Consider the following 13,761-nt stretch of genomic DNA (forward strand, 5'->3'; position numbering starts at 1 on the left):
ACGCCGGGCCTGAGGGCCCTCAACGGGTGGCTTTCGCTTCTCCGTCCGGGCGGCTTCCGTCACCGGTCGGGTTCTGCTGTTCATGCCCGTCCGCTGGTGCCATGGGTCCGGGTCCGGATGTCCGCCTCACTCACCGCACGGGGAAGCCGAAGGAGTACCCCTGCTGCCTCAGCCAGGGCAGCACCTCGCGCAGAGCGGCCACGGTCTGGGAGCGATCCCCTCCCGCGTCGTGGAAGAGGACGGTCGGCCCGTTGGAGATCTCGCTCTTGACGGTGGCGACCATGGCGTCCGTGCCGGGGCGCTCGAAGTCTCTGGAGTCGACGTTCCAGCCCAGCGGCCGCATTCCCCGGGACGCGGCGAGCTGTCGGCTGTACGGGGTGAACGCACCACCCGGGGCCCGGTAGTACTGCGGCCGGACGCCTCCGGACGCCTTGGTGATCATGCGTTCGGCATCCAGGATCTGCTGGGACTGGTAGGCCTCGGACTTGGTGTCCATCGTGGTGTCGTGCGAGACCGTGTGGTTGCACAGCCGGTGCCCGGCCGCCACGACGGCCTTGACCAGGTCCGGGTACGTCTGAGCCTGCGTGCCCACCATGCAGAACGTGGCCTTCACACCGTTGTCCTTCAGCAGTTGCAGCACCTGCGGTGTCCAGACCGGGTCCGGTCCGTCGTCGATGGTGATGTTGACACCCCGCGCGCCGCGGTCCGAGGCGTGCGCGATGTCCGCCGCCACCTTGGTCACGCGGTCCTGAGGCCGGGCGTCCGGCTCCGAGACACGCGCTTGCGGCTGCCGCCCTCCGGCGGTGTCGGCCTGCGCGGTCCACACCGAGGTGGCAGCGGCCACCGCTGTCACCCCGAGCGCCGCCGCGAGAAGTCGGCTGTGCCATCCCCTTCCCTTGTGCTTTGCCATGTCCGCCCACCCCTTTGCCGTCTCCGCCGATGCCGTGCACCCATGAAGACATACGAACGCCCGTACAAGGTCCCTCTGTTACCGATCACGGACGAATCCGCAGGGGGCCGGCGACAAACGCAGGGAGCTCCGCGACAGATGAGGGGGCGCAACGGCCTCGAAAAGGCGCCGGCTGGGCGGCAGACGCTGATCCGCGCGGATTGCGGCGGAGGCACCCACGCACTCGTCGAATGGTGCGCGAAGCAGGGTGGCTGCCCCACTCGGTCGGCACGACCGTCACCGAGCAGATTCACCAGTCCGTGCTGACCTCCCGCCCTCCGCCCGGATGCCCGCTATCGGACCCGGCGGCGAGATCCATGACGGCTCCTGGGTCGCCGGGCTCGACGGAGACCGCCTGACCGGCCGGCCGAAGGGCATGCGGCTGTTCGTCCGCGAGGAACGGCCGCACCTCGGCACCCAGTTGCGCTTCACCGACGCCGACGGCCCGCGGCTCCCCCATCAAAACCAACACCAAGGACAGACATGGACCCTGGCGCCCACCCGACGCGACAAGCGGGCCGGCGGCCTGCCCACACGCCCCGAAAAACGCAGAAGAGCCCGCCAGCAAGCTGACGGGCTCTCGCGAAAGATCGAGGCTAACCTGCCATCAGGTCAGATCGTCGGTGTGTCGTCGACGATCTCCTTGTGCGGCTCGACAATGAACCTCCAGCCATCGCTGGGCTCCAGGAACCGCACTCGGGTCGGGTAGATGTCCAGGGCACGGCGGTCGCGGTTCTGGCTGTTCGTGTTCTTCCGCCCCCGGGCCGGCTCCTCGTACAGGTCGACCTTGACCTCCGGCACCGCGACGATTTCCTCGCTCCAGCGCTGAACGATCCCCGCGCCGAACGCGTCCCGTGCGGCGGAGTAGAGCGACTCCAGGGATTCCTTGTTCCCGTCGGGCACGAAGAGGGCGAGGTTCAGGAGGACGCCGGCACTCTGGAGAACCTCGATTTCTTCCCCTGCCTTGTCGGCAATCCAGATCCCGCGCTCTTCGACATTGTCCGGGAGAACATGAATTTCCTCACCGAAGATCGTCCTGGCAGTGAAGGACCCTCCCTCGAAATTCTTACCCGGCTTCGTGAGGAAAGCCGGGGCGTAGCAGTCGAGAGGAAGGCCATCCATCTCCGCCGAGACGAAGATGCCGTCCTGGAGGCCCAGTTCTGAAACCTCTCCAGCCGCAAGACGTCGAGCCGTAACCTTCTCGGTATTCACGCCATTCCCCTTTTTTAGTGGCGTCCTGTAAATTCATCAGGACTATATCACAATAGCGAACTGCCAGTCCCTTTAGGCACACCTTCGCGCTCACGACAGTACAGTCGACCCTCCCGAGTAATTTCTTCCGACAGAACAGCAGACAAATCCTCTCGAATCACCGAAGAAACGCAGCTCCGTAGAGAAATTGGGTGAGGCCCAAGAGATGACTCACTGCCTCGGCGGCGTTTTCGTAACCACGTCAGCCGCCAGGCGAAATGTGAGCGGCCCCTGGTCGAATGCCGACCCGGCGACCCGATCGGGCGAACCACGGAGGTCGCCTCTCCGATCGGGCACTTCACGCCTCGCTCCTGCGGCCGTCTTCGGGGGGCCGCCGTCTCTTCACCCATGGCCCGGGCCGGGTCGAATGAGCAGCACCGGTGCTCCCACTCCAGTCCGTGCCCTTCAACGCGGTGAGCAGCGGTCCGACGGGGTACCGAAGCACCCACGGACCGCGCCCCTGATGCTGAATAGGGACAGGTCCGTAAAGGCCATGTGCATCCTGCGGATCGAAGCCTCGACGGCTTCCTCACCGCTCACCGCGTTCGCGGCCCGTCCGCAGTTCTTCCGCGGGAACCGGGTGTGCGCGACGGGTGCCGGTATCGATGAGGATCTGCTCGGCCCGCGTGACGTTGCCGGCCTGGATAGCCCTGCCCATCGCGGCGCGAGCCGCTTCAGGTGTCGCGTGCGGTGGGACCACCAGCAGCGTGAAGTGGTCCTGGTCGCCTCGGGTGATGAGGATGGTGTCGTCGCCGACCGGGAAGGAGTCGATGTGGACGACCCGGTCGTCGATGACCAGACGGGTCGGCAGTTCTTCCCAGGCACCGGCGTCGAGGCCGACCCGCAGGACGGGGCCGAGGTGCTCGGTCAGCGCGGCGATCAGACCGGGGAGCTCGGCGCCGATGTCGCGAGAACGCGGCCACCACGCGCCGTCGAGAACTTGCTCGCGGACGTGCGTGGTCACCAGCCTCAAGAGGGCCGTCCCGGGTCTGACGGCTTGGTGGGCCGCGTCCGGCAGAAGGTGCGGGACGCTGGGGTTGTCGGAGTCGGCCATGTGTGTTCGCCCGCCTTCCGAAGCGGTGCGTCCGCCCGGCGAGTCACCTCGTGACTTCACCGTACTCCGCGTGCGGGGGAGGGGGCGGGCGCGCCGCGCGGCGGCGGAGCCGGACCCGCGTTCGCCAGGAAGGTTCCTGGTCACGCGCGCCTTTACGGACCGCCGGCCGGAGTAAAGTGAAGGGACCGGGAGTACTTCGCACACCGGCCCTCACGCCGGTGCCGTTCTCGGCGAGCGACAACACCGGGACGTCGAAGACGAACCCCGGGGACAGGTCCGCGTCATGACCGCGACCATCGACCGCACGATCATCAGCGAGCGCGTACCTTCGTCCCAGGCCCGCCTTTCCTTCACTCCGGCAGGATCGCCTCCGGGTCTCCTGGACGGCGCCTGGTGGCCTCGCTCCCGCGATCTTTCCCGCGAACTCCCCGCTCTGACGGACGCGCTGGACGCGCGCTGGGACCGGATCACTCGTGTCACGGTGAACCCGACCTACTGGCCCGTGGTGCCGCGGAGGGTGCCGGTGACCGGGCACACGGTGCACGTGGGCTGGTTCGCCGAAGAGCAGGACCCGAACAAACTGATCCTCCTCTCCTACACCGCGGGACGCTGGGACCTGCTGGTGATCCCGCCGGAGACCGACGCTGCCGCCGCCGCCCGGCTGATGTCCGCCGCAGCCACTCCCGGCGGCCTCCTGACCGCCAGCGCTCTCATGGCGAGCGAGGACGCCACCCGTGATGCGCGGGAGACGCTGTGGCAGGAAGAAGAGTGGGAGACCGAAGGCGGAGCCGCCTCGGCGGCAGGGAACCCGACCGGGCTCCTGACCTCCGCCCGAGGGAAGTGAGGGGCGTGGAGACCACCACCATGACCGTGATCACCGACTCGGTCATCACGGAGAGGTTCCTGATCCATCGGCTCATCGCGCAGCAGACCGAGTCCACTGAACCGCCCGTAGCCACCCACCGCGAGCACCGGGCCGGGAGACCATGGATGACACCGGCCTTCTCTCCGGCCGGGGGCGGTGGGCGTGGCGCGACAGCATCGCACCCACCGACATGTCATCCCTGTCGTCCCTGACGAGCGAGGTCACCGTGAAGTCACCTGAACTCCCCTCGGCCGGCAACGCAGACGTGCGCATCGTCGCCGAGTCCCCCGAAGTCGCCCGTCAGGTCGCAGAAGCTCTCCGTCATTGCTTCGGCGCCACCGAACAGCGCAGCTACCCCGTCGACGACGCGGGCGGAACCCGCCTCCACCTCACCGTCGACACCACTCACACGCCACAGCCGGCACGGCCCTGGCTGGTGACCAGTCAATCCTCCCAGGACCACCGCACACAGACGGACGAGATCTGAAGCGAGGGCCCGCGACGGGCGGCGGGGCAGGCGACTTGCCGTGCCTGCCTCACAGGCTCCGATTCGGTGCCCGGCACGAGTGGGCGGCGATCATGGCAACACTGCAGGAGCGGAAGCACTACCGCGAGGCGATCATGAAAGCCCTGTACGAGACCACGGAGGGCAACCGCTTTCTCGGCGTCACCGGGGCGAAGCTGCGCGACGACCTTCAAATCCCTGAACAGGACCTGGCAGCAGCCTGCGCATATCTGGTGGGCGAAGGGCTCGTCACCGTCGACTGGGCACGAGGAAACACACCCGTGATGGTCACACTGACGCACCAGGGAATCCGGCTCATGGAAGCCGAAGAAGAGGAGCAGAGCTGACACCACGCAAAAGACGGCTCCGGGGGCCGAGGTGCCCCATCGACATGGAATGCCCCCTTGTGCGGTAAAAGCTCCTTGGGAATACCATAAGAAGTGGGTCCGCGCACTCTCACGTGCAACGGCCTGAAAGGGCGGCCCCGGCGGGTATACGCCGGGGCCGTTGGCAACACGGATCGAGTGGCCGCCGCTGCCGAAACCAGGTCGGCAGCCCCGGGCTTCTTCGTTGTCCGGGCCGGTCTGAGCATCGCGCACCGCCTCCGCACCACCTGGACCGTCCTTCAGCTGCTCAGAGCCCTCCTCCGAGCGACCCGGACCCATCTTGTCCAGACCTCTCGCCACCTCTTTCCACCGCTCGTGATCCGAGTGCCGGTAGATCAGTGCGGCTTTATCGGAAGACTTTCCGGCCCGGACCATCCCGTTCTTGAGAGTCTCTGCTGAGCGTGTGGCGAGCGTGTGCCCGGTGTGACGAAGATCGTGGAAGCGAAGAAGTCCGCTGATTCGCCACGTCAGTCGCTGCTGCCACTCCATGAGACGGCGCTCAGTGGTGGTGCGCCGGTTCACGCGCTGAGCCGTTCAGGTGATTTTGCGGCAGAACCATTGCCACCCGTTCGGCCTCCTGTGACTAATTTATGTATTCGAACCGGCGGGTCGCCCATACCTTGCCGGAAAGCGTGGTGCCGGCGACAGAGCCCGGCTGTTGCCGACATCCCGTGTTTGACGGCCGCGATGTTCTGCGGCACAACCGACCAGTTCGGCGTCACGTGCCCGAGGTTGAACCGTCACCACTTCGAAGGCCACCAGCACCAGCACCGCCACCCGACATCGGGGTCGGCAGCCGCGGTGAACTGAGCACGCCCTACGGGACGGCGGTCGCACCGGGCGGCAAGAGCCTGTACTTCGTCGGCAACGGGCAAAGCCGCCACGCAGCGTCCTGCCCCATACGTCCGGCGTCGTTCCCCGCACCTCACGACAAGGAGCACCCGTCATGCCCGTCTCTCCGAACCAGGGTTCCACCGCCGGTGGCACCGCGGTGACCATCACCGGCACGAACCTCACCGAAACCACCGCGGTGCACTTCGGCGACGCGTCGGCCACCGGCGTCACCAATGTCTCGCCCACCCGGGTCACCGCCATCGCACCCGCGGCAACCGGCGTGGTCGAGGTGACCGTGACGACCCCCGGCGGCAACAGCAACCCGGCGTCGTTCTTCTACATCGACCCGCCGCTCATCACCACTGTCAGTCCGGCTTCAGGGCAGTTCGTCGGCGGCAACACCGTCACCATCACCGGGCTCAGCCTGTCCGCCACCACCGCGGTGACCTTCGGCGCCAACGCGGGTACGATCACCGGCGTCAGCAATTCCGAGATCACCGTCACGGTGCCACGAGCGGACGACCTCGGCACCGTCCCGATCGCCGTGGTCACCGCCGGCGGCACTGCCGACGGCCTCAGCTACACCTACGACGCCAACCCCGTCGCGACAGCGATCGATCCCACGTCGGGACCGATCTCCGGCGGCAACGCCGTCACCATCACCGGAAGCTCCCTGAGCACGACCGAGCAGGTGGTCCTCGGCCCCGACGCCGTGCACGTGGGCGGCCAGACCGCCTCCTTCACGATCGTCTCCGACACTGAGATCGTCGCTGTCGCACCACCAGGAGTGGCAGGCGCCGCCGACATCGTCATCCAATCCCCCGGCGGCAGCGCCGACATGCCCTCCGCCTACACCTACGCGGCCGGCCCCAGTATCTGACCTCCGACCCGAACACCAGCGGGCGGTCGAGTTCCCGGTGCATGGTGCCCGTGCACGGCAGGGTCATCGCACACCGGTGCGGAAGTGGCGGGCGTCGGACGGGGGCCACATCGCCGACGACGCTGCGGGCCCCGGGCTCAGTCGGGCCCTTGGCCTCCCAGTGTGTGCCGCTGGATCAGCCGCGAAATGTCCTTCGCGGTGACGATCCCCACCAGATGGTGCCCGTCCACGACGAGGATGCGCATGCCGGTACCCGGACGGAGCTTGTCGAGAGCCTCACTCAGAAGATCACTCGGGGCGGCAACCGCGCACTGTGACAACGGAATCGCCACCTCGCGCACGCGCAGCGCCTCGCGGCGCGCTTCCGGCGTCCGGGCAAGCCTGCGGATCTGAACGATCCCGCTGGGACGGCCTTCGAAATCGAGCAGCGGCATGACGGAATGGCGGGAGTTCACCGCCACCTCGTCGATGAAATGCCGGACGGTCAGCCAGTCGGCGCCGGTGGTCACCGGGCTGGACATGGCGTCGGCGACCCTGACGCCCCGCAGTTCTGTGTGGATCACGGCGCGCTGCCGTTCGGCGCCGGCGACGATCGCGATGAAGAGACCGACGAAGATGAGCCACAGCCCGTCCGGCGCCCCGCGCAGGAGCGAGATCCAGCCGAAGGCCATCAGCAGCCCGCCCACGACCTGTCCGCTTCGGGAGGCCACCCGATCCGCACGTTCCCGGTCCCCGGTACGCCACCACAACAGCGCCTGAACCACCCTTCCGCCGTCGAGCGGCGCAGCGGGAAGGAGGTTGAACGCGCCCAGGAACAGGTTCGCCCAGCCGAGCCACACCAGAACGGCGGCGGGCACCGCCCAGCCGGAGAGCGCGTGCAGCCCGATTCCCGATCCGAGCGCGGCGCTTCCGATGATCAGGCTGGTGAGCGGCCCGCTGATCGCCACCGCGAAAGCCACCGCGGCCGTCGGCGGCCGCCCCATCCGGGTCATCCCGCCCAGCGCCCAGAGCGTCACATCCTGTACCGCGATCTTCTTCCTGCGGGCCGTCGCAGCGTGTGCCGTCTCGTGGAGCAGGAGGCTGGCCATGAGCAGCAGCGCCCCTACGGCGCTGGCGAAGGTGTACACCGCATTCGAGCGCCCTGGAGTCCATGCGGGGAGGGTCTGGCGGCCGAGACCGTACGCGAACAGGACCACCAGCAGCGGCACGCTCCAGTGCATCCGCAGTGGTACCCCGACAACTTGTCCGACACGGACCGAGCCGTTCATCGTCGTCTCCCGCCGGCTCGGCACCCGGTCCACCGGGCAGGACCTCGCGACCTGACTCCGTGAACCGACCAGCACGGCACCCACCACAATTGTCGCTCTCGGAATCTCCCGCAGTCGGCCAGGGACCAGGACGCGTTCGCTCCTCAGTGCCGTGGACTCCGTCAGTGCCATGAACTCCGTTCAGCGCGTCGCCGCGCAGATACGGTCGGTGAGGGCGTCGGATCCAGGCCGGTCCCGTCGACAGCGCTGTGGAGGTGCTTCATGGGGCACAGCCATCGCTTCCAGGCACACGCAGTTCCGGTCAGCCCTCCCGTTCGATCCACTCGCTGCCGCCCAACGGGTAGTCGTAGCCGGGTCGCCCGGCGCCGGCGCTCGTGCGGAACGGGGTGCCGCTGCTGTCGATGTGCACCGTGCCGCGGCGGCCGCCGCTGGACCAGTCCAGGCTGAGGTCCCAGCGGACGTCGTGCGCCTTGGTGTGCGCGGTGATGTAGAAGACCTCCGGGTCGGACTCGCTGACCTTGTACGGGAAGTCGCGTCGGCCGTTCTTGACGGTGACCGTGGGGCTGCCGTTGTCGAGGTCGATGTCGAACGACTTGGTGCCGACGCCACCCCCGCAGCCGACCCCCATCGAATAGTCGTTCCAGGCGAGCGGTGCTCCCTTGCCGACGACGCGTACGTGCAGCGCCTCCAGGACGACCGTGTCCCGCCCGGTGCCCTGAACGGTCAGGGCGACCCGCTGCTCCCCCGAGGAGACCGCGCCGTAGGCGGCTGCCCAGCGCGGCGCGTCCTGTTCGCTCGCGGGCGGGCCGACCTGCTCGGGTTCGCTGTCGACGAGGAAATGCTGGCTGCACGGGCTGTCGTAGACGTAGGGGCGGGAGGCGACGTTCAGCGGTACGGCGGTGCTGCCACCGGGGCGCTCGGCCGCGCCCGGCGCGCCGCCGCGCTTCGAGGTGCCAGGGGTGGATCCGGCGGCCGAGGTGGAAGGAGACGGTGTGCGGCTCCTGCCGGTCGGGGAAGGGGTCGCAACGTCCGTCGCCGGCGGCTCCTTGGCGTCCGCCGTGTCGGCGGTCGAGACGGTGGTATCGGCTGCGCGCCGGTCCCCCGCGTCGTCCCCGCCCCCGCCGAAGGGCACATTGACGACGAGCACCACCGCTCCCAGCACGGCGGCCGCTGCGACGGAGGCGATCAGCGCGTTACGGCGACGCCGTGGCGGCGCGGGATCGCGCGGCATGTCGACGACAACCGGTTCATCGTCTCCGCCCGGTCCGTGCGTTGACGCCGCGTCGGCCGAATCCGTCGGCGAACCGGTGACCGCCGTCTCCGGCGAGCCGGTTCCACGAGCCATCCCGGCCGGACCGGCCTCCTGGGCCGAATCCGTCGCCGGAGTCGGATCCGCGGCGGTGTCACCCGCGTTCCTCGCCCCGGCCGCCGTGCTCTGCTCCGGCCTGGCCCTTCGTGCCGCGTCCGCCAGGATCCACTGCCGGTGCAGCTCCACCAGCTCCTGCGGCGTCGCCCGGCACACTCTCGCGAAGCGCTCCGCCGGGGCGTACTCCGTGGGCAGCGCGGTGCCGTTGCAGTAGCGGTGCAGCGTCGACGTGCTCATGTGGAGCCGCTTGGCCAGCGCCCCGTAGCTCAGCCCCGAACGGTCCTTCAGCTCCCGCAGCAGCGCCGCGAACTCGCCCGTACCCCCGGCCCCTTCCCTCTCCGACACTCGTTCCACGATCCCCCCATGTCCCGTTCACGCATTCCAGGGGCACTGCTTTTCCCCTGCTCAGAGCCCATTCCAGTGTTCCAGTGTTCCTAACCCCGCGCTGTCCATGGCGGACGGGACGGATCACCCCACAAGCTCCAGTCATCCAAGCACCACACCCACCCGAACAACGAAGGGGCATGGCCACATGTCGAGCATCCGGAACTCCCGCACCCGCCTTCTGACCGCCGCCGCGACCGTCGCGCTCGGCGCCCTCTCCCTGACCGCGTGCAGCGACGGAACGGGCGTGCGGGACGAGGGCGCCTCGGCGGTCTCCGCCACGAACGCCTCACCCTCCGCGCCTGAGTCCGCACCGTCGGCCCCCGCCTCCGGATCCTCCGGCCACGGCTCCTCCTCCGGCAACGCGAAGACGGCCACCCTCGCCTCGAAGCCGGCCGCGCATGCCCCCGCCGCGAAGGCCCCCACCTCCTCCGGCAAGATCGTCACCTGCGAGGGCTCCAACACCAAGACCGTCGCGGCCCCGCTGAACCGCCCTGTCAACCACATGCTCCTCACCGTCACCAACACCGGCAGCAACACCTGCTACCTGTACAGCTACCCGGCCGTACGCTTCGGCGAGGCCCAGTCGGTGCCGCCGGTCATCGAGGACTCCAAGCCGCAGGCCGTCGTCACACTGAAGCCGGGCGAATCCGGCTATGCCTCCGTGAGTCTGTCCGCCACCGACGGCAGCGGCTCCAACGGCCGCACGGAGAAGTCCTTGGTCGTCTACTTCCACGGCCGCTCCGGCAATGAGAGCGTCGGTGCGGGCGCCCACCCCTCACTGCCCGCCAAGGGCGTCTACATCGACGACTCGCTCAAGGTCACGTACTGGCAGCAGTCGATGGACGACGCCATCAACTGGTGACCTCCCGAGCGCCCGTTGCTCCGGCCGGGAGGCCGGAGCACGGCCGCGGCCGCCACGAGACCGGCGGCGCCGATCAGGCCGGGCGGGACAGCTCGGGAGTGAGCAGTTCCAGCGCCTCCTCCCAGCGGAAGCGGTCGGCCCCGCCGTCGGCCCCGGGCGGGTGCGGTTCGTGCGAGCCGATCAGGACGCCCATGCCACGCAGCCGGTCCAGGCTCGACCGGTACGCCGGATGGGCGGCCTGCGCCGAGTTCAGGTACGGGAGGACGGCGGTCGGGATGCCGAAGCCGTACGCCTCGCACAGGATGCCCAGGGCCAGGGTGTCGGAGCTGCCCGCCGCCCACTTGTTGATCGTGTTGAAGGTGCCCGGCGCAACGGCGATGGCATCGGGGGGCGGCAGCGGGCGAGGGTCGCCCGGTGAGCGCCAGGCCGAGCGAATCGGGTATCCGGTCCGGGCCTCGACGGCCTTCGCGTCGATGAAGCCGAGGCCCTGCGGGGTGGCGACGACGCCGACGTCCCAGTTCGCTTCCTGGGCCGCCGTGATCAACCTGCCGACGTCTCCGGCGATTCCGGCCGCGCACACGACGACGTACAGGAAGGGCTTCTCGGTCTGCTGGTCGGGCTGATCGCTCACGCGGGGCTCCCGGTCGACGGCTGGAGTGATGCGGTTCAGGCAGCGTACGGCGACGGTCGCGGGCAGCCGTGTCAGTGCGTCCCGTCGGCCGGGGCGCGGCCGGACGGCGGTGATCGCCGCTGCGCCGACCGCGAGCGCGGCGCCCAGTCACATCACCGCCGTGCTGCCGATCCCGTCGGCCACCGGGCCACCGAGCAGCGCACCCAGCGCGACGGCGCCGTTGAACACCCCGACGAACAGCGAGGAAGCGCCCTCACGTGCCTCGGGGGCCGAGGCCAGGATCCACGTCTGCGTGCTCACCGGGCCACCGCCGTATCCGAGGCCCCACACGGCCATCGGTGCGCCCGCGACGAGCAGCGATCCACCCACCACCGGGAGCAGCCAGACGGTGACCGCCATGACCGCGCTGATCACCAGCCGGTCAGGCCAGGACGACGGGCTTGCCGCTCAGTGCGACACCTGCCCGGCGCAGCTCGTCGATCGCGGTGCTGGTGGTGTCGGCGGCGACGCCCGCGGTGTAGTCGAGGAGGACCTGCACCTCGAAGCCCGCTCGCACGCCGTCCAGCGCGGTGGCCTTCACGCAGTGGTCGGTGGCGATGCCGACGACGTCGAGGTCGGTGACATCGCGGGCGCGCAGCCAGTCCGTCAGTGACGTGCCGTCCTCGGCCGCCCCCTCGAAGCCGCTCTTCGAGGCGGAGTGCGCGCCCTTGTAGAAGACCTCTTCCACGGCGCCGGAGGTGACGGAGGGTGCGAAGTTCGGATGGAACTCGCCTCCCTCGCCGCCGACGACGCAGTGCACGGGGAAGGAGTTCTGGAAGTCCGGGTGTTCGGAGAAGTGGGCGCCCGGGTCGATGTGGTGGTCGCGGGTGGCGACGACGTGTGCGTACTGCCCGTCGGCTTGTCGGATCAGGTCGGCGATGGCCACGGCCCGGTCCGCGCCGCCCTTCACGGGGACGCTGCCACCTTCGCAGAAGTCCTTCTGCACATCGACGACGATCAGAGCACGGCGCACGGAAAAGCCCTTTCCTCGGGGTGGAACCATCGCCTGCGTATGGTCGCGCCTGCGGCGGCCGGTGGACGCGGCACGCGCCGTCGTTCACCCGATCGGCCATCCCCGGCCCGGCGGGCGGGGCCATGGGGGCGGGCGGCGTCAGAAGGCCACCGCGTCCCGGATCAGGGGGCACGTCATGCAGTGGCCGCCGCCCCGGCCACGGCCGAGTTCGGCGCCGACGACGGTGATGACCTCGACCCCGGCCCGGCGCAGGAGGGTGTTGGTCTGGGTGTTGCGGTCGTACATGAAGACGACGCCCGGTTCCACGGCCACGGCGTTGTTGCCGCTGTCCCACTGCTGGCGCTCCGAGGCGTACACGTCGCCGCCGGTCTCGATCACCCTGAGCTCGGACAGGCCGAGCGCCTTGGCGACCACGTCGACGAACGGTGTCGTGCCCTCGTCGGTGATCTCGATCCCGGGGGCCCTGTCACCGGGCCTCAGGGAGAAGGTGTGGACCTCGTCCATGATCTTCGGGTAGAGGGTGACGAGGTCGCGGTCGGCGAACGTGAAGACGGTGTCGAGGTGCATGGCGGAGCGCAGTCTGGGCATGCCCGCCACGATCACGTGCTCCGCGGCGCCGTTCCTGAACAGGGCGTCCGCGACCTGGGTGATGGCCTGGTGCGAGGTGCGTTCGCTCATGCCCATGAGCACCACGCCCTTGCCGACCGGCATGATGTCGCCGCCCTCGAAGGTCGCGTGGCCCCAGTCCCGTTCCGGATCGCCCCACCACACCGTGGATCCCTTGAAGTCGGGGTGGAAGGTGTAGACCGCCTTCATCAGCAGGGTCTCGTCGTGGCGGGCGGGCCAGTACAGGGGGTTCATCGTCAGTCCGCCGTAGAGCCAGCAGGTGGTGTCACGGGTGTAGAGGGTGTTGGGCAGCGGGGGCATCAGATATTCGCGGGCGCCGGTGGACTCGCGGGCCAGGGCCACGTAGGGGGAGCGGAAGTCGTCGGGCAGGTCGGCGGTGGCCAGGCCGCCGATCAGGAACTCGGCGAGCCGGCGGGACGGGAGCGTTTCCAGGAAGGACCTGGTGTCGTTCTGGAGGCCGGTGCCGACCTCGTTCGCGGTGATCTTGCGGTCGAGGAGCCAGCTCCTCGCCTCCGCGAAGGCCATCGTCTCGGCGAGCAGGTCGTGCAGTTCGACGACCTCGACCCCGCGCAGGCGGAGTTTGTTCACGAAGTCGGCGTGGTCGCGCTGGGCGTTCTCCACCCACATCACGTCGTCGAAGAGCAGGTCGTCGGAGTTGGTGGGGGTGAGCCGGCGGTGTGCGAGGCCGGGTGCGCAGACCAGCACCTTGCGCAGTTTCCCGACCTCGGAGTGGACGCCGAAGGCCGGCCCGGTGGTGTCGATGCTCGTCACGGTGTGCCTTTCGGTCGGACGGGGTCGGGGGCGGGGCGGAAGGTGTGCGGGTCGTGGTGCGGGGCGTCAGAGTTCGATCCAGCCGGTTGCCGGGGCGATCACGCCCGTCACGG

Annotated in this window: 14 protein-coding genes; 5 read left to right on the forward strand and 9 right to left on the reverse strand. The window is 69.1% G+C overall.

Features of this window, described 5'->3' with window-relative positions:
- Positions 1-130: 130 nt before the first annotated feature.
- From ACIOHC_RS05375 to ACIOHC_RS05385, 3 genes are all read right to left on the reverse strand, one after another.
- Positions 131-910, reverse strand: a complete 780-nt coding sequence (locus ACIOHC_RS05375) for a polysaccharide deacetylase family protein (protein ID WP_351071672.1) — start codon at positions 908-910, stop codon at positions 131-133.
- A gap of 651 nt (positions 911-1,561) precedes the next feature.
- On the reverse strand, positions 1,562-2,161 hold the full coding sequence (locus ACIOHC_RS05380; protein WP_351071674.1) for a hypothetical protein: 600 nt from the start codon (positions 2,159-2,161) through the stop codon (positions 1,562-1,564).
- Between the two features lie 568 nt (positions 2,162-2,729).
- The gene (locus tag ACIOHC_RS05385; protein ID WP_401841540.1) at positions 2,730-3,254 is read right to left on the reverse strand and encodes a DUF5994 family protein; all 525 of its coding nucleotides are present in this window, start codon (positions 3,252-3,254) and stop codon (positions 2,730-2,732) included.
- Between the two features lie 283 nt (positions 3,255-3,537).
- Between ACIOHC_RS05385 and ACIOHC_RS05390 the strand changes: the two genes are divergently transcribed.
- From ACIOHC_RS05390 to ACIOHC_RS05405, 4 genes are all read left to right on the forward strand, one after another.
- On the forward strand, positions 3,538-4,098 hold the full coding sequence (locus tag ACIOHC_RS05390; RefSeq protein WP_351071678.1) for a DUF5994 family protein: 561 nt from the start codon (positions 3,538-3,540) through the stop codon (positions 4,096-4,098).
- A gap of 247 nt (positions 4,099-4,345) precedes the next feature.
- Entirely contained in the window at positions 4,346-4,606 is a 261-nt protein-coding gene (locus ACIOHC_RS05395; RefSeq protein ID WP_351072318.1) for a hypothetical protein, read from the forward strand.
- A gap of 92 nt (positions 4,607-4,698) precedes the next feature.
- A complete protein-coding gene (locus ACIOHC_RS05400; RefSeq protein WP_389636123.1) occupies positions 4,699-4,971 on the forward strand; it encodes a hypothetical protein in 273 nt (90 codons plus the stop codon).
- Positions 4,972-5,956: 985 nt separating this feature from the next.
- Positions 5,957-6,724, forward strand: a complete 768-nt coding sequence (locus tag ACIOHC_RS05405; protein ID WP_351071682.1) for an IPT/TIG domain-containing protein — start codon at positions 5,957-5,959, stop codon at positions 6,722-6,724.
- A 137-nt stretch (positions 6,725-6,861) separates the two neighbouring features.
- On the opposite strand, the gene ACIOHC_RS05410 is transcribed toward ACIOHC_RS05405, so the two are convergent.
- A complete protein-coding gene (locus ACIOHC_RS05410) occupies positions 6,862-7,992 on the reverse strand; it encodes a site-2 protease family protein (protein WP_351072320.1) in 1,131 nt (376 codons plus the stop codon).
- 301 nt (positions 7,993-8,293) lie between these two features.
- Positions 8,294-9,703: a helix-turn-helix domain-containing protein gene (locus ACIOHC_RS05415; protein WP_401841543.1), complete on the reverse strand. Its 1,410-nt coding sequence runs from the start codon at positions 9,701-9,703 to the stop codon at positions 8,294-8,296.
- Between the two features lie 187 nt (positions 9,704-9,890).
- On the opposite strand from ACIOHC_RS05415, the gene ACIOHC_RS05420 reads away from it, so the two are divergent.
- A complete protein-coding gene (locus ACIOHC_RS05420) occupies positions 9,891-10,607 on the forward strand; it encodes a DUF4232 domain-containing protein (RefSeq protein ID WP_351071687.1) in 717 nt (238 codons plus the stop codon).
- A gap of 73 nt (positions 10,608-10,680) precedes the next feature.
- Here the strand turns inward: ACIOHC_RS05420 and ACIOHC_RS05425 are convergent, their stop codons facing one another.
- The 4 genes from ACIOHC_RS05425 to ACIOHC_RS05440 form a co-directional block, all read right to left on the reverse strand.
- Complete coding sequence (locus ACIOHC_RS05425; protein WP_351071689.1) at positions 10,681-11,238, reverse strand: flavoprotein; 558 nt, start codon at positions 11,236-11,238, stop codon at positions 10,681-10,683.
- 147 nt (positions 11,239-11,385) lie between these two features.
- Positions 11,386-11,637: a hypothetical protein gene (locus ACIOHC_RS05430; RefSeq protein WP_401841546.1), complete on the reverse strand. Its 252-nt coding sequence runs from the start codon at positions 11,635-11,637 to the stop codon at positions 11,386-11,388.
- A 22-nt stretch (positions 11,638-11,659) separates the two neighbouring features.
- The gene (locus tag ACIOHC_RS05435) at positions 11,660-12,250 is read right to left on the reverse strand and encodes an isochorismatase family protein (RefSeq protein ID WP_351071692.1); all 591 of its coding nucleotides are present in this window, start codon (positions 12,248-12,250) and stop codon (positions 11,660-11,662) included.
- A 138-nt stretch (positions 12,251-12,388) separates the two neighbouring features.
- Complete coding sequence (locus ACIOHC_RS05440; protein ID WP_351071694.1) at positions 12,389-13,648, reverse strand: arginine deiminase; 1,260 nt, start codon at positions 13,646-13,648, stop codon at positions 12,389-12,391.
- Between the last annotated feature and the right edge of the window lie 113 nt (positions 13,649-13,761).

This window comes from Streptomyces sp. NPDC088252 (assembly GCF_044740965.1).
Classification (GTDB): domain Bacteria; phylum Actinomycetota; class Actinomycetes; order Streptomycetales; family Streptomycetaceae; genus Streptomyces.